At 39.7% G+C, this 21,116-nt stretch carries 14 protein-coding genes; 1 reads left to right on the forward strand and 13 read right to left on the reverse strand.

What is annotated here, in order from left to right:
* Positions 1-2 precede the first annotated feature (2 nt).
* From G586_RS0103045 to G586_RS21590, 9 genes are all read right to left on the reverse strand, one after another.
* Entirely contained in the window at positions 3-3,182 is a 3,180-nt protein-coding gene (locus G586_RS0103045; protein ID WP_026526519.1) for an insulinase family protein, read from the reverse strand.
* Positions 3,183-3,391: 209 nt separating this feature from the next.
* A complete protein-coding gene (locus tag G586_RS21585) occupies positions 3,392-5,092 on the reverse strand; it encodes a DEAD/DEAH box helicase (protein WP_081674159.1) in 1,701 nt (566 codons plus the stop codon).
* Positions 5,093-5,207: 115 nt separating this feature from the next.
* Positions 5,208-5,744 carry a CDP-diacylglycerol--glycerol-3-phosphate 3-phosphatidyltransferase gene (pgsA, locus tag G586_RS0103055; protein ID WP_026526520.1) on the reverse strand — a complete coding sequence of 179 codons (537 nt, stop codon included), beginning with the start codon at positions 5,742-5,744 and terminating at the stop codon, positions 5,208-5,210.
* Complete coding sequence (gene rimO / locus G586_RS0103060; protein WP_026526521.1) at positions 5,728-7,170, reverse strand: 30S ribosomal protein S12 methylthiotransferase RimO; 1,443 nt, start codon at positions 7,168-7,170, stop codon at positions 5,728-5,730. The genes pgsA and rimO overlap by 17 nt, the downstream gene beginning before the upstream one ends.
* 18 nt (positions 7,171-7,188) lie before the next feature.
* On the reverse strand, positions 7,189-7,470 hold the full coding sequence (gene rpoZ / locus G586_RS0103065) for a DNA-directed RNA polymerase subunit omega (RefSeq protein ID WP_026526522.1): 282 nt from the start codon (positions 7,468-7,470) through the stop codon (positions 7,189-7,191).
* A 23-nt stretch (positions 7,471-7,493) separates the two neighbouring features.
* Positions 7,494-8,117 carry a guanylate kinase gene (gene gmk, locus G586_RS0103070; protein WP_026526523.1) on the reverse strand — a complete coding sequence of 208 codons (624 nt, stop codon included), beginning with the start codon at positions 8,115-8,117 and terminating at the stop codon, positions 7,494-7,496.
* Positions 8,118-8,135: 18 nt separating this feature from the next.
* Positions 8,136-9,023, reverse strand: a complete 888-nt coding sequence (locus G586_RS0103075; protein WP_026526524.1) for a YicC/YloC family endoribonuclease — start codon at positions 9,021-9,023, stop codon at positions 8,136-8,138.
* Positions 9,024-9,242: 219 nt separating this feature from the next.
* Positions 9,243-11,036, reverse strand: a complete 1,794-nt coding sequence (locus tag G586_RS0103080) for an Rqc2 family fibronectin-binding protein (protein ID WP_026526525.1) — start codon at positions 11,034-11,036, stop codon at positions 9,243-9,245.
* A gap of 137 nt (positions 11,037-11,173) precedes the next feature.
* Positions 11,174-13,405 carry an LTA synthase family protein gene (locus G586_RS21590; protein ID WP_081674161.1) on the reverse strand — a complete coding sequence of 744 codons (2,232 nt, stop codon included), beginning with the start codon at positions 13,403-13,405 and terminating at the stop codon, positions 11,174-11,176.
* 144 nt (positions 13,406-13,549) lie between these two features.
* Here G586_RS21590 and G586_RS0103090 point away from each other — a divergent pair, with 144 nt between their 5' ends.
* Positions 13,550-14,392, forward strand: coding sequence for a hypothetical protein (locus G586_RS0103090; protein ID WP_026526526.1), 843 nt, complete (start codon positions 13,550-13,552; stop codon positions 14,390-14,392).
* 93 nt (positions 14,393-14,485) lie between these two features.
* Here the strand turns inward: G586_RS0103090 and G586_RS0103095 are convergent, their stop codons facing one another.
* From G586_RS0103095 to rho, 4 genes are all read right to left on the reverse strand, one after another.
* Positions 14,486-16,138, reverse strand: a complete 1,653-nt coding sequence (locus G586_RS0103095; protein ID WP_026526527.1) for a putative polysaccharide biosynthesis protein — start codon at positions 16,136-16,138, stop codon at positions 14,486-14,488.
* A gap of 3 nt (positions 16,139-16,141) precedes the next feature.
* Positions 16,142-17,587 carry a glycogen synthase GlgA gene (gene glgA / locus G586_RS0103100; protein WP_026526528.1) on the reverse strand — a complete coding sequence of 482 codons (1,446 nt, stop codon included), beginning with the start codon at positions 17,585-17,587 and terminating at the stop codon, positions 16,142-16,144.
* Positions 17,588-17,628: 41 nt separating this feature from the next.
* Complete coding sequence (gene trpS, locus G586_RS0103105; protein WP_026526529.1) at positions 17,629-18,723, reverse strand: tryptophan--tRNA ligase; 1,095 nt, start codon at positions 18,721-18,723, stop codon at positions 17,629-17,631.
* 700 nt (positions 18,724-19,423) lie between these two features.
* Complete coding sequence (gene rho / locus G586_RS0103115) at positions 19,424-21,070, reverse strand: transcription termination factor Rho (protein WP_026526530.1); 1,647 nt, start codon at positions 21,068-21,070, stop codon at positions 19,424-19,426.
* Positions 21,071-21,116: the final 46 nt, after the last annotated feature.

The raw sequence follows: 21,116 nt of genomic DNA on the forward strand, positions 1-21,116 counted from the left end.
TACTATTGTAGTTTAAAGTTCAAAACTTCGTCAAATGAATCCTTATCTGCTGTAATCTTTGTTTCATTTCCTGTGGTAGCTACAGCCGCATTTTTCAAGACATTTTCAAAACACTGTGCTGCTTCTTCCTGCAAACCGATATCGGTATTTCTTATGTCATTAACAGCCTCAATATAGCCGGTTTCATCAAGCCCTAAGATATCTCTGTGAATCCTCTTTACAACATCATTCCAAATGCCACTCGTGTTGGCAGCATCACCATAAGCTCTAAGAACATAGCCCCGGTAGTCCTCTTCGTCAAATTCAGAAGTTTTAATATATTCCGGTATCTCCATAAGGGCATCTATTGATTCTTTTACATTTGGATCCGAGTATGTATACCCGATAAATTGGTCGCAACTCATGGCTGCTTTACAAGCCGCTGAATAAGCACCCATTTGAAATCTAATCTTTGGTGTTACATACTTATCACTTGCTGCGTAAATAAATGGTATATATGCTCCTCTGAAGTTTTCGTCAGTTTTAAAATCTCCATCAATAGAAGTATAATACTGAGAATCCTCAACAATGATTCCGGTCTTGAGTGCATGCACAGGAAGCTCATAACTATTTTCACCGACTTCACTCTCAGGAAGTTCACCAAATTTTGTTGCTGCGGTTTTAATAACTTCTTCATTCTCTGTTTTATCTGCAGCGGATGCGAATATAAGATTTGTCTTTGTTAAAGCCTTTTTCCTTACAGCATCTATATCTGATACCAAGGCTTCAAAAGCATCATCGGAATCAATGTTTTCATCGATATCTGAGATATTCTCATAAAAACCGGGATCATAAATATCAAGCGAAAACCTTTCCGTATCAGCTAATAACGTCGTTCCGGCTGCCTGAGAATAGGACCTGGCCAGGGTAAACGCATCAAACTTTGCAGGATTATAGTTCTCGCGATTTTGTGATATAACATGCTTGATATTTGCTTTGTCACTCAAATCGGTATCACAAATGACATTCATAACCAGATCCAGTGACTTATCAAAATCTTCGTTTAATCCTCTCCAAAGAACATCAAGTATTGGTCTGTGATTTTCCTTTGCCTCCTCATTAGGATAAAAGAGGCTCAAAGAAAATCCATTCAAATATTCGCTTTCAAGTAGTGTTAGCTCGTCTGTATTATATTTTGAAGTATTTACTTCAAAGAAGAAGTCTGTATAAAGCATCAGTGTTCTGATTTCTTCTTTTGATAAATTACTTAAATCAAAGTATATTTCATAATATCCGCCCCTTGATGCATCAACATCTCCCAAATAATATGTAATTCCATCCTCCTGTCTTTTTTCAAATGTCGCCGTCTCAAATTCCGGCAAATCTTTAATATCAATCAAAAAGTCATTATTAGAAAGCTCTTCTTCATTCCATTCATTAAACTCTTTTGTCTTCTGTACTAATTCCTGAATCTCTTCATCTGACATCTGTTCCTTCATGTTTTTCAGGTAATCAGCTAATTCTTTATCGTGTTCCTCTGCCAGCCCGGGCTTAGGTATGCATGCAATAAGCGCACTCCTTCTGGGTGTCAATGCCTCCTTTGCAAGCTTTTTAAATGAAAGCTGATCCTCATCTGCAATAAGCTCATCAAGGATTCTTTCATATTCTTCATAATAGTCGGTTCTTCCGGTTCTTCCCCAATATGTGTTATAAACACCGCTTAAGTTAACTCCCACATTTGAAGCGTCTCTAATGAAAATCGTACTTAACTCTGATTCCTTGACATCTGCTTCAAATATCTCCTTTGGAATTCCGTTCTCAGCTATCTCCGTTAAGGTATACTCTGCTATTTCCTTAAGTGTCTGCATTTGATCTTCGTTAGCATATTGCATCGAAAATAGAAGCATTGGCTTTGCCACATCCGTTCCGACAGCAGCGTAGACAGGATTTGAAATGCCTTCTTCTATAAGCTTCTTATTCATACATGACGCATTATTGTTTATAAGTGTTGTCAAAAAATCAAGCTGAATAAGTTCATCGGGAGTAGCATCCTCCGCATCAATACCATAGTAAATTACACCACTGTTCTCTACAGAGTCGCCTTCATATGCCGGGATATATTCAACCTTCTCAACATATCCATCCTCTGCATGAGGATCTTCATATTTACTAAGATCTGTTCCATAAACATCGTATTTTGAAAGATACTCTGTGTCGAGGAATTCCAAAAATCTATCAATATCAAGATCTCCATAAAGTGAGATCAGACTATTGTCAAAATGATAGCATCTTTCATAAGTTTCAACCGTATGTTCATATGTAAGATCATCATAATGATGTTCAGCTCTGCCGATCATATTAGATGCAATCTGACCGGGGAACAAAGCATCCAAAATCGCATTTATACCCTCATCGCCAATGTCAGTTAAAAATCCATAATCCTCAGCATAAACAGTTCCGTTAATACTGATATCACCTTCAGGATCATCAAGCTCAAATCTTATTGCTTCTCTGTCAAATATTTTTTCATTTTTCAAAATATCAGGATCAACCATACAACTCATGTATGCATCCATCATTGTCATGAGCTGATCCTGACTCATGGATGAAACAGGATAATATGTTGTAAGCAGATTAGTATGTGCATTTACATAGGTATTATAGGATTTATTGATAACATCAAAGAAAAGGTCCTTAGAAGGATATTTAGCAGAGGACGCAATTATTGCATGCTCAAATACATGATTAGTATCGGTTTCGTCAATATAGGGAGTCCTATATGCGATACAAAATGACACTTCCGGGTCTGAATTCTTGGTGTAAACCAGATCTGCTCCGCTTTTTTCATGCTTGAAGGAATAGATATCTGAACTAAGAAAACGGCTACTATATAGATCATTTAATTTAAATCCGTGATAAGTCTCACCAACAGTCATTTCACCTGCGGCCTCATCACCGGCATCATTTGCTTCATCAACATTTTCTGTTTCTTCATCTGAATTTTCATAAGCCGTTTCATCGACACTACTAGCTTCTTCAGAAGAATTCTCTATTTCTTCATCCTTACTACTTTCTTTTGCACTGTCCGAAGCCTCAGTAGTCTGTGAATCCTGCTTGTTCGCATTATTATTAGTCGTTTGCGCACTACCGCATCCGGCAAGCAGACATGATGTAAGTATTATTGCTATTATTTTCTTTTTCATTCTAATCCCTCCAACGTTTTTCGTTTTCAGTTCGTTATCTGGAAAATTGAATACTTCTCCACATTAATCGCAATCACCTACATTTTAACTTCACTAAAAATCGCTCTCAATTAAATGTCTATTAACTTTTTCTTACATTAAAATAAGCAAACATGCGAAAAAAAGCTTCATGGAATTCTCTTCCACGAAGCCTTTTAGCAATCTATAATTTAGTTTTCTCTTCTTGCACCAAGCTTTTCTGTTTTAGGTCTTGTATTTCTTCTAAATTTATCACCTGATGCCTTCTTGTGAAGTCCCTTAGGATCATTGATACGTCTGCTGTCATGTCCGTATCTGGAATCGCGGCGTCCCTTGCCGTCTCCTCTGCCTCTTCCGTCTCTTGATCCATGGCCATTTCTACCATCGCGGCCATCACGTTCGTCTCTTCCGTAGCGTCCGCCATTTCTATTTCTGGCATCTCTGCTCTTCTGGCCTCTGTAAATATCGCGCTTTCTCGGTTTAAGATCGAGCTCTTCAGGAGCCTTACCCATCTTGAGTCTCATAAGACCTGCTGCGAGCTGTTCGATTGTATACTCATCCTCAGCAACCTTATCATTTAAAAACTCAAGGCAATCTGTGATCTCACCTGCCTCAATAAGATCAATAACCTCTGAAAAAAGTGTTCTGGCCTTTGCTCTTGTTATTTCCTTTACTGAAGGAACCTCTCCTTCTTCGATCTTAGTATGGCAGATTCTCTCAATATCTCTGAGCTTATACATCTCTCTCGGAGAAACGAGTGAAAATGACTGGCCGCTTTTTCCTGCACGTCCTGTACGTCCGATTCTGTGAACATAATACTCAATGTCCTCAGGAATATCGTAGTTGAATACAGCAGTTACTCCGCTTACATCAATTCCTCTTGCAGCAACATCAGTCGCAATAAGGAAATCAGCCTGTCCGAATCTGAAAAGGTTCATAACTGTATCTCTCTGATACTGTGAAAGATCTCCATGAAGTCCCTCAGCTCTGTAGCCCTTATTCTTTAAGTTGCTTGTAAGCTCATCAACCTTTCTCTTGGTATTGCAGAATATAAGACTTCTCTTAGGCTGATGATACTCGATAAGTCTTGTGAGTACTTCCTCTTTATAATTGGAGGGAACCACATAATAGTACTGCTCAATAGACTTAACAGTGATTTCCTTGGGAGTCATCTTTATGTACTCAGCATCATGCTGATACTTTCTTGTGATCTGAAGAATAGGCTCAGGCATTGTAGCAGAGAAAAGCGCTGTCTGTCTCTCCTCGGGCATACCCTCAAGGATGGTCTCAATGTCATCCCTAAAGCCCATATCAAGCATCTCATCTGCTTCATCCAAGACAAGTACGCGCACGTCTGCCATTTTCATGGTATGACGTCTCATATGATCCATAACACGTCCGGGTGTTCCAACCACAACCTGAACTCCTGATGAAAGCGCTCTGATCTGTCTGGAAATATCCTGTCCGCCGTATACCGGAAGCACCTTAATACCATGCATGTACTTACCAAAGCTTCTAAGATCATCAGCAGCCTGCATAGCAAGCTCTCTTGTAGGGCAAAGAACAACAGCCTGAAGGTGTCTGTTATCAGGGTCTATCTGCTGAAGAAGCGGAATACCGAAAGCTGCTGTCTTACCTGTTCCAGTCTGAGCCTGTCCGATAATATCAACGCCCTTCATCATCACAGGAATAGCTGCCTTCTGAATAGGTGACATATACTCAAAGCCCATCTCAGTGATAGCTCTCAGAATCCTTGAGTCGATACCCTCTGCCTCCTCATATCGAGCCTTCTCCTCGCTATGAGGAGCAGCTTTTACCTTCTCCTTGGAGGCGGTAACAGCCTCAGATATTCCTTCAATGTTTTTCTTGATCTCGTCTAAAATATTCGACATAAAAATCCTTTCGTTTTATAAAATAAAAAGGGGACAGCATAAAATGTTGTCCCCAAAGTAAACATATACACAAATTGAAACTATAGCACGAAATTAAATAATGTACAAGTGCGAATTACATGTCTCCACTCATAACATCTTTGTTCTTAATGATGTAATCAAGAAGTGAAATGATTGTAAGTGCAAGTGCGATGTACATGATAATTGTAGTAATAAGACGAAGCTGCGGAATATTAACTATCATCAGAATTACCATAAACATCTGGAAAGTAGTCTTAAACTTCCCCCAATAGCTTGCTGCGATAACGCGTCCGTTCTCTGCTGCAATAAGTCTGAATCCGCTAATAATAAACTCTCTCGCGATGATTATTACTACGATCCAGGAAGGAATCTGTCCAAGTTCTATAAGGCAGATCATTGCACTGCAAACAAGAAGTTTATCCGCAAGTGGATCCATAAATTTACCAAAATCAGTTACAAGATTATATTTTCTTGCTATCTTACCATCTGCAAGATCAGTCAGTGAAGCAATTATAAATATTGCAAGTGCTATCCACTTATCTGCCGGTCCAAAAATATTAGCCAGCAAGAAAATCACAAAAAAAGGAACTAAAATTACTCTCAGTACTGTAAGCTTATTCGGTAAATTCATTTTCATCTTCTTTCCCCTCCATTAACTCCCCAATCAGGTCATAGTCATTTGAACCGGTAATAAGTACATCGACAAACTGTCCGCTCATGAGATCATATGGAACATTCATGATAAAAAGATATCCATCAACATCAGGAGCATCCATATATGTTCTGGCTACATAAGTACTGCCTTCGTATTCATCATCGTCATCATCAGCAATCCTGCCTTCAATAACAGCACTTACAACCTGTCCAACTCTGTTTTTTGCAGCGGCAAATGCAATTTCCTGCTGCGCTTCCATTATATCATCTCTTCGCTTATTCTTCACCTCTTCTGAAAGCTGATTTGGCATTTCTCCGGCAACAGTTTCTTCCTCCTGAGAATAAGAAAAGCATCCGAGTCTGTCGAATTTCATTTCCTTTATAAAGGAAAGCGATTCGGCGTGATCCTCCTCTGTTTCACCGGGGAAACCGGCGATAAGAGTAGTTCTGATACAAATATCCGGAATCTGTGATCTTAAATAGCTTATCCTTTCAGCAATATCGGCTCTTGTGGTAGCTCTCCCCATTTGCTTTAGGATGTGATCAGATCCGCTCTGAAGCGGAATATCCAGATAATTGCAAACCTTAGGCTCATTTTTTATAGTCTCAATAAGCTCGTTGGTGATTTCCTCCGGATAGCAGTACATAATACGTATCCATTTTAAATCCTCAATCTCAGCAAGCCTGTGAAGCAGCTCAGGAAGCGACTTTTTCCCATATAGATCAATTCCATATAAGGTTGTTTCCTGTGCAACAAGAATTATCTCTGTAACTCCCTGATTCACAAGTGCCTTCGCTTCTTCGATAAGCTCTTCCATAGGAACACTTCTGTATTTTCCCCTTACCTTGGGGATTACACAGTAGGTACAGTTCTTATTGCAGCCCTCTGCAATTTTTAAATAATTGTACTGACCACCAGTGGTCTGTACTCTTTTAAAATTACCCTTAGGCTTCATATCGAGGCTATCAAGAAATATTCTTCTGATCGATGAAGTATTGGCGCACTCAGGTCCATCATCCTGGCTTTTCAATATATCGCTATCACCATTTTCAGCAAGGACGCTGTCAAGCGCCTCAACAATGTGCTCTACAGATGCGGTACCAAGAATCCTGTCAACTTCCGGAATCTCTTTTAGTACTTCCCCGCGATATCTCTCAGCAAGACATCCTGTAACAATAAGAGCTTTGTACTTACCGCTTTTTCTGTACTCACCAAGCTCTATGATGGTATTTATACTTTCTTCCTTCGCATCACCAATAAAGCAGCATGTGTTGACCACTGCTGCTTCTGCTATTTCTTCATCATCTGTAAATTCATGCCCCCGCTGTGACAGCATTCCGAGCATGACCTCAGAGTCAACACGGTTTTTGTCACAGCCGAGAGATACAAATAATATTTTCATATAGGTTACCTGAAAGAATTACTCTTCACTTGTTTCCTCTTCGTTAACATCAAGAAGAGCTTCCTTCTCCTCGTCAGAAAGAATTCTGAGTTTATCAGCGTTGAGCTCATCAACAGCGATTGAAAGGAACTTCTCCCTATCCTTAACTCTTACCATAGGCTCATCACCTGCAATAAGCTGTCTTGCTCTCTTAGCTGTTGCCATGACGATGGAATATCTTGAGCTGATGATAGGCTCATTTCCTTCTTCAACGTCCTTATTAACTACCTTCATAAGATCAACATATGACGGATGTATCATGTTAGTCCTCCATTATTAAAAAATTACTTTAGCTCTGACAGCTGCGCTCTTATTCCCTCTATGAATTCCTTGTTACGGGAAGGAGCAAAATGTGCTGCCTGTATTATCTCATGCATCTGCTTAACGCAGGTGTCAAGATCGTCATTGATTACTATATTATCATACTCGTCAATACCCTGTCCCTCTTCTTTTGCTCTGAGCATTCTTCCGTGTATGACTTCATCTGTTTCCGTGCCTCTTCCGCGAAGTCTTTTCTCGAGTTCTTCAACAGAAGGAGGTGTTACGAAAAGAAGCAGCGCCTCGGGGAATTTCTTCTTTATCTGAAGCGCACCCTGTATCTCAATTTCAAGAATTACATCTTTACCTGCATCAAGCTTTTCCTGGACAAATTTCTTGGGAGTCCCATAGTAATTGCCAACGTAGCATGCATGCTCGTAAAGCCCGTCCTCTGCAATCAGCTTCTCAAATTCTTCCTTTGACATAAAGAAGTATTCTCTGCCGTTTTCTTCACCGGGTCTGGGACTTCTCGTGGTAGCTGATATCGACAATGCATAATTGTCATATCTGTTTATAAGCTCCTTCATCAAAGTTCCCTTGCCGGCTCCTGAAAAACCGGAAACAACAACTATAATACCTTTGTTATTCATTTAGTCTATCTTCCTATCTTACTCAATATTCTGAATCTGTTCACGCACCTTCTCAACATCAGTCTTAAGACTGATTCCTCTGTCAGATATCTCAAGGTCCGTAGATTTTGACAAGATAGTATTGGACTCTCTGTTCATCTCCTGTGCAAGGAAGTCCAGCTTACGGCCAATTCCTTCCTTATCATCGCCCTTATTAAGAGCATCCCTCATTGCCTTCACATGACTGCGAAGTCTGACAAGCTCCTCATCAACGGAAACCTTATCAGCGTATAAAGTAACCTCCATGATAAGTCTGTTCTCATCAACCGCCTTATCCTCAAGGAGTTCCTTAACCTTATCCCTTAATCTGTTTCTGTACTCCTCGATGATAACAGGAGATCTCTCGGTGATGAAATCAACACTCTCAAGCATTCCTTCAAGCTTCTCATCGAGATCCTTATGAAGGAATTCTCCTTCCTTCTGCCTTGCAGCCAGGAACTCTTCACCGGCCTTATCAATGGCCTTTTTAAGAGTCTCCCACATCTCCTCTTCGTCAAGCTCTGCATCTTCCATACTGAAAACATCAGGATATTTTGACAAAGAAGAAACTCGGATATCATTATCGATACCAAAGTCCTTAGACATCTGCTTGAGATACTCAAGATATTCAGCAGCGATCTCCTTATTGTATCTTACTCTGGTATCTGTCTCGGAAAAGTCCTCATATGTTATGAAAACATCAACCTTTCCTCTTTTAACAAATTGCTTAAGTTCATTTCTGATCTTAGATTCAAGTGCGTTAAACTTCTTAGGCATCTTGATGTTAATGTCGAGATACCTGTTGTTTACGGACTTCATCTCTACCGTAAACTTGTGCTTCTCATCGGCCACCTCACTGCGTCCGTAGCCAGTCATGCTGCAAACCATAAGTTCCTCCTAAGGATTGTAAATTGACGTTCCACGGATTTCTATTTTCTCTCAAGCTATAATAGAAATACCTCTTTTAATAATATGTGAGAACACAGTAATAGTCAATGTTGAAAGCGGTTTTATAGTTCTTTGTTGGTAATACTTATTAATACAACAAAATCTTTCAATGATAACACGCGTGTTCTTGCGTTTTATTTTTATCATTTTAACTATTTTTTATTCAACTTCCTTCAAAGCTGAAATATCCGTACTGATTACCATTGAATAATTTGTGTAATAAACCACAAATCCTGGCTTTGCGCCGCCGGGTTTTTTAACGTCCTTGCGCTTAAGGTAGTCGATCTCAACCTTATCCTGATCCTTGCCCTTGGAGTAGTATGCAGCAAGTGAAGCAGCTTCCTCAAAGGTTCTGTCAGGAACTTCCTTGCCTTCGGTTATGAGAACAACGTGCGATCCCGGTATCCCCTTTGCATGGAACCACCAGTCACCACCGTTTGCCATCTTGAAGGTCAGCTCATCATTCTGGTAATTATTTTTGCCGACATAGATGTGGAAGCCATCACTGCTTATGTAATGGAAGGGCTTACTCTTTGATCTTTGGTTTCTCTGATTCTTGCCGTTTTTGCCCTTGCCACTTATTCTGTCAGCTGCGCTGCCCTTGATATAGCCGCCTTCAATGAGCTCTCGCCTGATATCCGTGAGGTCTTCTTCCTGTCTTGCTATATCCAGTGACGCAGCAATCGATTCAAGATGTGAAACTGTCTCACTTACTTCTTTCATCTGAACCTCGAGAGCCTCAGCAGTTCTCTTCATCTTGGTATATTTATCAAAGTACTTCTTAGCGTTCTGAGCTATTGTGAGCGTGGGATCAAGTGTTATCTTTACATCTTTTCCTGTATTGTAGTCATTTACAGTAATGGACTTAGCATCAGGCTCAGCATTATAGCCGTAAACCGTAAGGAGTTCACCGTAAATCCTGTATTTATCCTTCTTCTCCGTATCCCTAAGCTGATTGGTCTGAAGGTCCAGGGTTCTGATATTCCTCTCAAGAGCTGTGGCAACAACCTTTCTAAGATCAGATGATTTCTGACGTATCCTTGTTACAGTATTTTTCTCTGAATAAAAATCCAAAAGAAGCGATGATATTTCGTCGTACTCCTTGTACGAAGAATCGTCTCCGGAATGGAACATTGTAAGCGGAATCGCCGCATATTCCTTAGGCTTATCGTTTATATATATAAGCTCAGGAGAAAACTCATCATTCCTTATCTGCTCCATCATCTCATTAAAAGCATCCCACAATCTAACAGATTCACCATTTTCCAAAGCAATAGCAGACTTATCAGAGTCAATGTCAGCTCTATAGCATATCTCTCTTGATATCACAGGTGAAAGTCCAGTAAAGCTCTCATACAAAGCCTTGAAAACAGGCTGCCCTTTAGAAGGCACAAGGCTCATGAACTCATCCTTTGTAGCCTTTATCGGATTGATCTTATCCTGCGCTGTCGGTACAAAATAGTCTCTTCCCGGAAGCACCTCACGAACTGAGCTCACTGAAGAAGGGATATGCTTAATTGAATCAATTATCTTATTATCCTCATCAACAAAAATAATATTGCTGTATTTTCCCATAAGCTCCATCAAAAGTGTCTTATGGCGAAGGTCTCCCATCTCATCGAGGTGCTCGATCTCAATTCTTATAATTCTCTCAAATTCAGGCTGATAAACATCTATAATCTTGCCGTTCTGAATGTGCTTTCTAAGAAGCATGCAGAAATTAGGCGCTGTCATAGGGCTCTGCTTATTCTCATCCGTCATGTAAACAAGAGGAAGCGAAGCATCAGAAGACATAAAAAGTCTTCTCTGTCCTCCGCCGTTTTCTACTGCCTTGCGGACAGTTATGAGAAGCTCATCCTTCTCTGTCTGTGCAATCTTATAGATTCGTCCGCCCTTTAGTTCTTTTTTTATGTCGCGCACAATGTTCGCAACTGTAATTCCATCAAATGCCATGTTACCCTCATCCGTCAGCTTCGCTGACACCTGTCTTCGCTCCGCTTCGGTCCGCGCAAAACCGACATCCCCCGGATGTCGTGCGCCCCCAAAGGGGGAAGGCATATATTATTTTGTCACCCCACATAGGAGGATGTTTAATATCTTCTACATTCCTTATCCAGAAGATCAAAATTTACATAATCGGCAATTCTGCCGTTTGAATTGTTTACAACGGCAAAATGTAAGCCTTTTCTTTCGATCATGATATTGTCACCATTAATCTTAAGCATGAAATCCTTATCATTAAAGCTGTCCCAGCTTCCCTTAAGGTGATAAGAAAGGTTTTCATTCACTTTTCCCTTTACATTCACGCTATCCTTTGTAGCATAGCTGTCATTAAGCTCGCTATTAATTGCAGCGACAAGTGTAATATCCTGTCCCTTAGGAATATCACCGTTTATTCCAAGTGCTTTTAGTGCTTCAATGTTTTCGCCGGTCAGCCTCATGGCACCGCTCTTTCTTGTTGTGATGAAAACAGTATAATCACCGCTATCTGCATAAGATTTAAGTGCCTCCAGATATTCCTGAAAATCTGTCTGCTTAAGGTTCATATCCCCTCTTTGCGTAAACAGATTTATGTCAGAGCCCAGTGCTCCTCTGCAATATACATTAAACTCTGTGTCCTTTGGATTAATATCTTCCAATGGAATCTCAGCTACGTAATCGCCATCAGAATTTTGTTCCATCACATAGGTCCTTTGATTATCACTATTACCCTCGACATTTACAACAACGTCTATGCTTTGAATTTTCTCTACAACGCCCTTTATATTACTTACGACTACTCTTACAACATCTCCGTCAATAGTTATGTCGGTATCTGCAGATGCACCTTCATAATTCTGCTCCATTGCCATTTCATCAGTGATGCCTGCAAGCTCATTCATGAAATGTGACTTCCTGTTAAGCTCACTTGTCATGGTATCCATCTCATTTATTTCAAGAAGAGTTTTCTCAGAAGAAAACAGATTTGTTCCAAGTCCCAGTCTGTCACCTTCTATCTTTGCACCAAGAGATGCAATTGTGGTGGGGTACATATCAAAGGTTGTATATGCTCTCTTTTCGCCAAGCTGTTTCGATACTCCTGGATTTATAAAGCAGGTATATACAGTTCTTGTGTAGTCCTCTGGAATCATCGCACAAAAATCCGCATCCATTGTAGGATGGTCACCTACAAGAACAATAGTTGTGTTTTCATAAAAATCCTGTTCCTGTATCCAATTAACGAATTCAACAGCCTGTCTGCTTGCACATGAAAATACATTTGAATACTGGTCATCAAATTCATCCTCACAAAGTCTGCATACATAACCGTCTTCAAAGTGTGTATCAACGGTTAGAAGAGTCAGGTTAAAGGGCTCATCGCTTTTTGAGAGCTCAGTCAGCCTGTTCTTTGCGTATTCATAAAGCTTTTCATCTTCAAAGCCCCACCATACTCCGTAATCCTCAGGAATCCATCCCTGAGCCTTAGCATAAGGATAGTCAACGATATCAAAATCTCCGTGAGTCTTAAAGAAAAGCTCTCTTCCTCCAAAGGTAGCATTGGATCCACACAGGTATTCCTGATGATAGCCTTCGTCCTTAAGTACATCACCAAGTGCCCTAACAGTAGGGAAAAATGTCTCCTGCTCGGACATACTGTTAGCATCGATACTTATCTGTAGGGGAAGTCCTGATGACTGTGCAAAAATAGCACCCATAGTCCAGTCAGTACCAGGCATGGAATAACCGCCGTTTAACTTATCCGTTCCTTCTCCAAAGAACTCATTTTGGAGCGCAAGATCAGTCAACTCCGGGATTCTGCTCTTTTCAAATCCGCCGCCATGCTCTTTGTCGGTGTCAGTTACCTCTGTAGATTCCAGATAAATGTAAACAAGGTTCCTCTTCTTTTCAGGGAATTCAATTTTTACTTCATGAGGATCAGCATAATTGTCCTTGATAAAGGTCGATGCATGAAGCTGCTGATCGATATAGGAACTCATATCAAGCTGTATCCATGTGTAAGTAAGAGCAGCTATAAGTGCAGCTACCGAAGCAGCAATTGCAATCAAAACTCTTTTCCCACCAAGTGCTTCTTTTTTCACAAAAGTAAGAAATAAGAAAAGCACCAATGCAGCAACACATGTTGGCAAGAAAGCTCTCATAATAAATAGCTTAATCATCGCATGAGATGCTCCAGAAAGAGACATCTTGACGTTGAACATAAGCTCATTAACAGTCATAGTATTCCAGGTATTGAAAAACCACAGCGATGTAAACATTAATAAAAATGGAATAGCCAGTATTATTGTTAAAATGAGATTTTTAATTATATTTCTTTTCTTCACGATTGTTCCTTAAATGTTATAATTATTTTTGGTTTTACCAAACTAGATTATTTTAGCATAACAGACAAAAGCATAAAAGCAATAACGCCCTATTATTCCAATGCCGGCGCCAAATATTATTCTTTTATCAGGGAATTTGTTCAAATGAAAATAAGACCTCTTAAAAACTTCACAAGTCTAGCAGTTCTTGGTACTCTGCTTTTTTGCATTTCTTTTATTTGCGGATGCGGCAATACCGTTCCGGATAACATCAATGCTATGCGCAGCACCTTTTCAGAAAATAAATATATAATTCATGCCTGCGGATTTATAAATGATGATGAGGGTAATGAATACGATTACACAAACTCAAAGGAAGCTCTTGAAAGAAGTCTTTCTGTAGGAAACAGAATTATAGAAATAGATTTCCACTACACAAGCGACCATGCTCTTGTTTGCGGAAAAGCCTGGGGAGATCTCTATCTTAACGGAAAACAAATGACACCGGGAGAACCGCCTACTCTTTCAGAATATTTGCAGTGCAAAATATTAGATAAATTTACTGTCCTCACCTTTGATGATATAGCGCAGTATATGCGAGAGTACAAGGACATGATAGTCGTTACGGATACAAAGGAGACAGACATCGATACCTATAAAATGATTGCCTCTGACTATCCTGATATTGCAGACAGATTTGTAGTTCAGATATACCACGCTACCGAATATGATGCAGTAAAAAAAGCAGGCTTCCCTTATATTATCTATACATTATATGAAACCGAGAATTCCGAGCGTACTAAAGAAGCTCTTTTAAAAGCAGCAAAAAAGCCTCTTGTCGGTTTCACTTTTCATATTGATCTAACTAACGACTCGGAATTTATGGATGTAATGAAAAAGTCAGATACGCCTCTATTTGTTCATACCGAAAACGATGAATCAAAAATAAAGGAATATCTGACTGATGGTATTTCATGTATATACACAGATAGGATTGACCTAAAATAAAGCAAATTCCCTCTTAAAATGCCAAGGTATAGCGTACGCCCATTCCCTCATCGGATTGCTCTTCATACATATCACTGGAGTAATTCTGATATATCATGCATTCATAATATGAGCTTTTTTAAGAATACCAACAATTTTACTACCTTTAGGGAACGACAGTAATTCTTCTTCTGTCACGCCCTTCATCTTAACCATTCCTACAGCATATATTAGAACTGCCACAAACATTGCTACAAGTACAGCAATGAGATTTGCAAAATACTCTCTTGGTAATATCATTCCAATAAGGAATTTGAACAGCATATGTACTCCAAATGCAGCGCCTCCCATAAGTACTGAAACAAGTACCGGGATAATATACATTTTCAGCACATCCTGTTTAACATCAAGATATCGAGAAATAGACCATTCGTTTAGCACACACATCATGAGTGAATAAATTATAGCTGTGATGGCCAAAGCTTTGTTCCCAATATTGGTAAACAGCAAAAGCAGTACAAGTGCCACAGTCTGAACAATTAACGCTATAGCAGCATTAATAACCGGGATATTAACCTTTCCGATTCCCTGAAGTATAGCGTTACTTACAGTAGAAAGTGAATAAAACACAACAGTCACAGCCAATATCTGCATCAGAACACCTGCTTCATGTAGCGATGACTTCTGCGGGAAAAGAAGCATTATTATTGGCTCTGACAAAGCAAAGAGTCCCGCCGCAGATGGTATTGCAATCATGTTAATAAGGGTATATACCCTGACAACCATCTGAGAAGTTTTCTTATAATTCTTCTGCGCAAAGTATGTTGAAATGTTCGGTATGATAGCAGCTGCCGCAGCTGCAGCAATTCTTATAGGAAAATTACTTATTACCACCGATTTTCTTGTATAGACACCGAATCTGGTAATGACCTCATTATGCGGTATTCCTCTATAGCCAGTCATAAGCTTGGTAAACAGTGTCTGATTAAGTGTCGTTGGAAGCTGATAAATAAATGTACTGAAAATAAAAGGCGTTACTATCATGATTATCATTCTGAATATTTCATTGTATGTCATATCCTCATGATGATCATGAATGACTTTTCTTTTTATATAGTCCCTATTTATGTTATAAACAAAAAACATAAATATTAAAGCTATAACCACACCTGAGCCGGTACCAAGCGCACTTCCTATAGCACCATACATCGCTCTTGTGTGCTCATCGTACCCTCTCGAAACAGCAAGTCTTACAAGCAAAAGTGCCATACCAACTGAAACAATAGCATTTAAAATCTGTTCGACCAGCTGGGATACACTGGTTGGAACCATTGTCCTGTGAGCCTGAAAATATCCTCTGAGAACACCTAGCGGTCCAAATATAAATATTATGGGTGCAAACACTCTGACTACAGGAATCGAATTACCTGAAACAATCAGAGGCGCACCAAATAATAAAAAGATGCTTCCTAGTCCGCCCACTATGCACACATAAATAAGCGCACAGTGAAATATCCGCTGTGCGTTGCGATATTCGTGAACAGCAAGCTTCTGCGATAAGATTTTACTCATCGCAGAAGGTATGCTATATGACGAAATAAGCAATACAATATTATAGATATTATAAGCTGTACTGTAGTAGCCATTACCCTCATCACCAATAATTCCGGTAAGAGGTCCCTGATATAACAGACCAATTATGCTGCATATCAGTCCAGCCATTGCAAGGATTCCGCCTTGCACAATTACATTTTTCTTTTTACTCATCTTTTAGGGTCTAAGCCAGTCGTACATCTCCTGATATTTGGATGCTGATACTTCCCATGAGAAGTCTGCAGCCATTGCACGATCGATCATCTTGTTCCATTCACGCTTGTTGTCATAGTAAACTCTCTCAGCTTCGCGTACAGTACGCATCATCTCATGCGCATTGTAATTGAGGAAGCCAAAGCCTGTTCCCTTACTCTCATATTGGTTGTAAGGTTCAACAGTATCTGAAAGACCACCTGTCTGTCTCACAATCGGTACAGAACCGTATCTGAGCGCCATCAACTGTGAAAGTCCGCAAGGCTCGAAAAGTGAAGGCATAAGGAATGCATCAGAAGCTGCATAAATCTTATGTGATAAAGGATTGGAATAATAAATATTCGCTGAAACCTTATCCGGGAACTTCCATGCAAAATGACGGAACATGTTCTCGTACTGTTCCTCACCTGTTCCAAGAACAACTATCTGAATTGCATCCTGGCAAAGCTCATCAAGAACATAAGCAATAAGATCAAATCCCTTCTGATCAGTAAGTCTTGAAATAATACCGATCATCATGATCTTATCATCCTCAGGGAGACCAAGCTCTCTTTGAAGTGCTCTCTTGTTCTTAACCTTTTCTTTACGGAAGTTAATAGCATTATAAGGATAGTCGAGGAATTTATCTGTCTCAGGATTGAACTCAGTATAATCTATACCGTTAACAATTCCTCTAAGGTCATGATTTCTTGCTCTGAGAAGTCCATCAAGTCCCTCGCCATAAAACTCGGTCTTAATCTCCTCAGCATAGGTGCTACTAACAGTTGTAATAGCATCTGCATAAACGATACCACCCTTTAAGAGGTTAGCATCCTTATAATATCCAAGCTTATCGGGTGTAAAGTAATAATCCGGAAGTCCGGTAATATCCTGTACATCCTTAGCATCCCATTTACCCTGGAACTTAAGATTATGAATAGTCATTATTGACTTTATACCACGGAAAAATTCATTTCCCTGGAATCTCTCCTTAAGGTAAACAGGAATAAGTCCTGTCTGCCAGTCATGACAATGAATAATGTCAGGTCTGAAGCCTATTACAGGAAGAATAGAAAGTGCTGCCTTACTGAAATAAGCAAACTTTTCAATCTCCCAGATTACATCTCCGCCATAGGGAGCGCTTCCACCAAAGAAGTATTCATTATCAATAAAGTAATACTTAATACCGTCAACCTCGGCATAGAAGATTCCCACATATTCACTCTTCCAGTGGAAATCCATGTAAAAATTGGAAACATATTCCAATTTATCTCTCATCTCCTGTGACATGCAGGTGTACTTTGGAAGGATAACTCTTACATCAAAGTATTTCTTGTCAATATCCTTAGGCAAAGATCCAACTACATCTGCGAGTCCGCCGGTTTTAATAAATGGTACGCCTTCTGATGCAACAAATAGAATGTTCTTCATTTCGTGCCTCCATCATTGGAAGATTATTTTATTTCAGGTTATCAATCCTCTGTAACCTGATATTTTGCAGACTGCATAGCTATGAGCTCATCATCTGAGAAGTAATCGATTCTCATAGCCTTCTTAACATCACTTAAGGTCTTGGCTGCAACCTCTTCTGCAACCTCAGAGCCCTTCTTAATGACATCGTATACATAAGGAATATCCTTCTGGAATTCCTCTCTGCGCTTTCTGATAGGCTCAAGCTCTGTCTGAAGGACGTTGTTAAGGAACTTCTTCACCTTAACATCTCCAAGACCGCCTCTCTTATAGTGAGCCTTCATCTCCTCAAGATTTGCATAATCAGGAGCAAATTCAGCAAAATGTTCATCTTTTGCAAAAGCATCAAGATAGATGAATACAGGGTTATTCTCGACTTCACCCGGATCCTCAACACGAAGATGATTAGGATCTGTAAACATGCCCATTACTTTTTTCTTAATTGATTCCGGTGATTCGGAAAGATAAATGCAGTTGCCAAGTGACTTACTCATCTTAGCGGTACCGTCTGTACCGGGAAGTCTAAGGCATGCCTTGTTATCAGGAAGAAGAATATTAGGCTCGACAAGTGCCTCACCGTAAACTGAATTAAACTTTCTGACAATCTCTCTGCACTGCTCGATCATAGGCTCCTGGTCCTCTCCAACCGGAACGGTTGTTGCCTTGAATGCAGTAATATCAGCAGCCTGGCTGATAGGATAAGTGAAAAATCCAACAGGAATACTTGTCTCGAAATTACGCATCTGGATCTCAGCCTTAACTGTAGGATTTCTCTGAAGACGGGATACTGTGACAAGATTCATGTAATAAAACGAAAGCTCTGTGAGCTCCGGTATCTGTGACTGTACGAAAAGAGTGCTCTTTGCAGGATCAAGACCCACTGCAAGATAATCAAGAGCAACCTCAATAACATTCTGTCTTACCTTCTCAGGATTCTCAGCATTGTCTGTAAGCGCCTGAGCATCGGCAATCATAATAAAAATATCATCAAACTCACCTGAGTTCTGAAGCTCTACTCTTCTTCTGAGTGAACCGACATAATGACCGACATGAAGCTTCCCTGTCGGGCGATCGCCGGTTAGTATAACTTTGCGCATAACTTTTTTCATCTCCTTATATTTGTTCCAGAACCAAGATTCATTATACCAGGCTCTAAATATTGATTATATCAAAATTCCACACTTTTTTATATATAAACAAGCCGCTTATATCAATCCCAAATCAACATTCAATAATTGAAAAATCGTACAAACCTCTCTGAATCTTTGATTTTGAAACAAAAGTGGTTTTTTGAACACTGAATCATATAGAAATAGTATACCATGTTTTGCTCAAAGTCGCTTCATTATTGGAGAAATCTTTTATATATATTCCAAATTAAAATCACAGAATATTCTAAATCTCGTTTGTGATTAGATATAATTTCGAATTATTTTATATTTAGTTTATGATTTGTCCATATTCTGTACAAATTTAAACCTTACTATATATTTAACAGGAGTTAGAACTTCTGACTCCCCCAACAAAACTTTTTTCATACCGGGTTGTCGGGTTCCCCACCTGACAACCCCTCCTCCCAAAGATTACACGCTACGGCGTGTTTTTTTTTGGATAAATACGGTCAGAAATTGGATATACCAGTCTTAAACCTCCAATTGCAAAAAACGCACAATCGGTTTAAGACTGGTATATCCGATTTCTGACCTTACATATCGATAAAATAAAAAAACAAAACACTCTCTGCGTTTTTTCAAAGAAAAAGACCGAAGACTTATTCAAATCTCCGGTCTTTCTTTATCAATATCTGGCTATCTGTTTTTCAACCATGCGTACAAATTCTGTGTTGGTGCGTGTTTTTGCGAACATGTTGATACACTGGTCAACTGCTTCGTCTGCCTTCATGCCGTTAAAGCCCTTTCTGAGTGCGTTAACTGCGGCAAGCTCATCACGCTTAAGAAGAAGATCTTCTCTTCTGGTACTGGACTTAGGAATATTGATTGCAGGGAATATTCTTTTCTCCTGCATCTTTCTGTCAAGAACCATTTCCATGTTACCTGTACCCTTGAATTCCTCGTAGATAACATCATCCATCTTGGAGCCTGTCTCAACAAGTGCAGTTGCGAGAATCGTAAGACTTCCGCCCTGTCTCATTTTTCTTGCAGCACCAAAGAATCTCTTCGGCATATGAAGTGCTGCGGGGTCAAGACCACCTGAAAGTGTTCTTCCTGACGGAGGAACAACTATGTTATATGCTCTTGTAAGTCTTGTGATTGAATCAAGGAGTATCATAACGTCTTTGTTGTGCTCAACAAGGCGCTTAGCTCTTTCAATTACCATTTCTGATACTCTTTTATGATGCTCAGGAAGTTCATCAAATGTTGAATAGATTACTTCTGCGTTAGGTCCTTCAATACTCTCCTTGATATCTGTTACTTCCTCAGGTCTCTCGTCGATAAGAAGAACTATAAGGTGTATATCAGGATTATTCCTTCTTACTGAAAGTGCCACATCTTTGAGAAGTGTTGTCTTACCTGCCTTAGGCGGTGATACGATCATACCACGCTGACCTTTTCCTATAGGTGAGATAAGATCCATGATTCTCATGGAAATAGGGCATCCGGGATGCTCTAAGACAATCTGCTCTTCAGGGAAAATGGGAGTCATCTGCTCAAAATTCCATCTGCCCATAGCAACTTCCGGTTTGTATCCATTTATAGAATTAAGCTGAAGCAAAGCTCCAAACTTATCGTTTTCTTTCTTCTGTCTTGCTATTCCTTTAAGAATATCTCCGGTCTTAAGGTTATATTTTCTGATCATTCCGGGAGCGACATATACATCATTCTCACCGGGAAGATAGTTTTCGCAACGGATAAAACCAAATCCATCCTGCATAACCTCAAGAATACCGTCAGCCTCAATTCCGTTTGCAATTTCAGCTTCATCGGCAGGTGTTTCCTTCTTTGCATAGGAATCCTGACCATCTGAACTACTCTTCTGTTCCTGCTGCTTATTCTCTATGGTTTTATTATCTGAAACAGGCTTTCCTGCAGGCTTATTATCAGCCTGTGGCTTACCAGAAGGTTTACCTTCCGTCTGTGCCTTTGCAGTAGGCTTATTTTCAGCTGGTGACTTTCCGGAAGGCTTGTTCTCGGAATTACTTTGACTCTTGTCGTTTATAATAACCTTCTTTTTAAGCACCTTCTTTACGGGTGCTTTCTCAGCATCCGATGAAGTCTTTACTGCCTTCTTTTCAGGCTCTTCCTTCTCAGAATCTGTCTTATCACTTGCCTTACTTTTAGCCTCCTCTGCCTGCTGCTTTTCATAGAGCTCTAAAAGTGCATCAATAAGATCTGACTTTTTCATAGTAGTAACGCTCTTAATGCCATTACGCTTTGCGAGGTCACGCAGTGAAGCCAGTGTGAGTGTTTCTAATTTTTCTCTCAAAATATATTCCTTTCTACAAAATAAATTAAATTAAGTTATGTAAAAT

Origin of the sequence: Butyrivibrio sp. VCD2006 (assembly GCF_000423925.1) — a bacterium.
Lineage (GTDB): Bacteria > Bacillota > Clostridia > Lachnospirales > Lachnospiraceae > Butyrivibrio.

What these genes read in the sequence shown, in the direction of transcription:
- G586_RS0103045 (WP_026526519.1), bottom strand. Translation starts at nt 3,182, where the DNA reads ATGAAAAAGAAAATAATAGCAATAATACTTACATCATGTCTGCTTGCC.
- G586_RS21585 (WP_081674159.1), bottom strand. Translation starts at nt 5,092, where the DNA reads ATGTCGAATATTTTAGACGAGATCAAGAAAAACATTGAAGGAATATCT.
- pgsA (WP_026526520.1), bottom strand. Translation starts at nt 5,744, where the DNA reads ATGAATTTACCGAATAAGCTTACAGTACTGAGAGTAATTTTAGTTCCT.
- rimO (WP_026526521.1), bottom strand. Translation starts at nt 7,170, where the DNA reads ATGAAAATATTATTTGTATCTCTCGGCTGTGACAAAAACCGTGTTGAC.
- rpoZ (WP_026526522.1), bottom strand. Translation starts at nt 7,470, where the DNA reads ATGATACATCCGTCATATGTTGATCTTATGAAGGTAGTTAATAAGGAC.
- gmk (WP_026526523.1), bottom strand. Translation starts at nt 8,117, where the DNA reads ATGAATAACAAAGGTATTATAGTTGTTGTTTCCGGTTTTTCAGGAGCC.
- G586_RS0103075 (WP_026526524.1), bottom strand. Translation starts at nt 9,023, where the DNA reads ATGGTTTGCAGCATGACTGGCTACGGACGCAGTGAGGTGGCCGATGAG.
- G586_RS0103080 (WP_026526525.1), bottom strand. Translation starts at nt 11,036, where the DNA reads ATGGCATTTGATGGAATTACAGTTGCGAACATTGTGCGCGACATAAAA.
- G586_RS0103090 (WP_026526526.1), top strand. Translation starts at nt 13,550, where the DNA reads ATGAAAATAAGACCTCTTAAAAACTTCACAAGTCTAGCAGTTCTTGGT.
- G586_RS0103095 (WP_026526527.1), bottom strand. Translation starts at nt 16,138, where the DNA reads ATGAGTAAAAAGAAAAATGTAATTGTGCAAGGCGGAATCCTTGCAATG.
- glgA (WP_026526528.1), bottom strand. Translation starts at nt 17,587, where the DNA reads ATGAAGAACATTCTATTTGTTGCATCAGAAGGCGTACCATTTATTAAA.
- trpS (WP_026526529.1), bottom strand. Translation starts at nt 18,723, where the DNA reads ATGCGCAAAGTTATACTAACCGGCGATCGCCCGACAGGGAAGCTTCAT.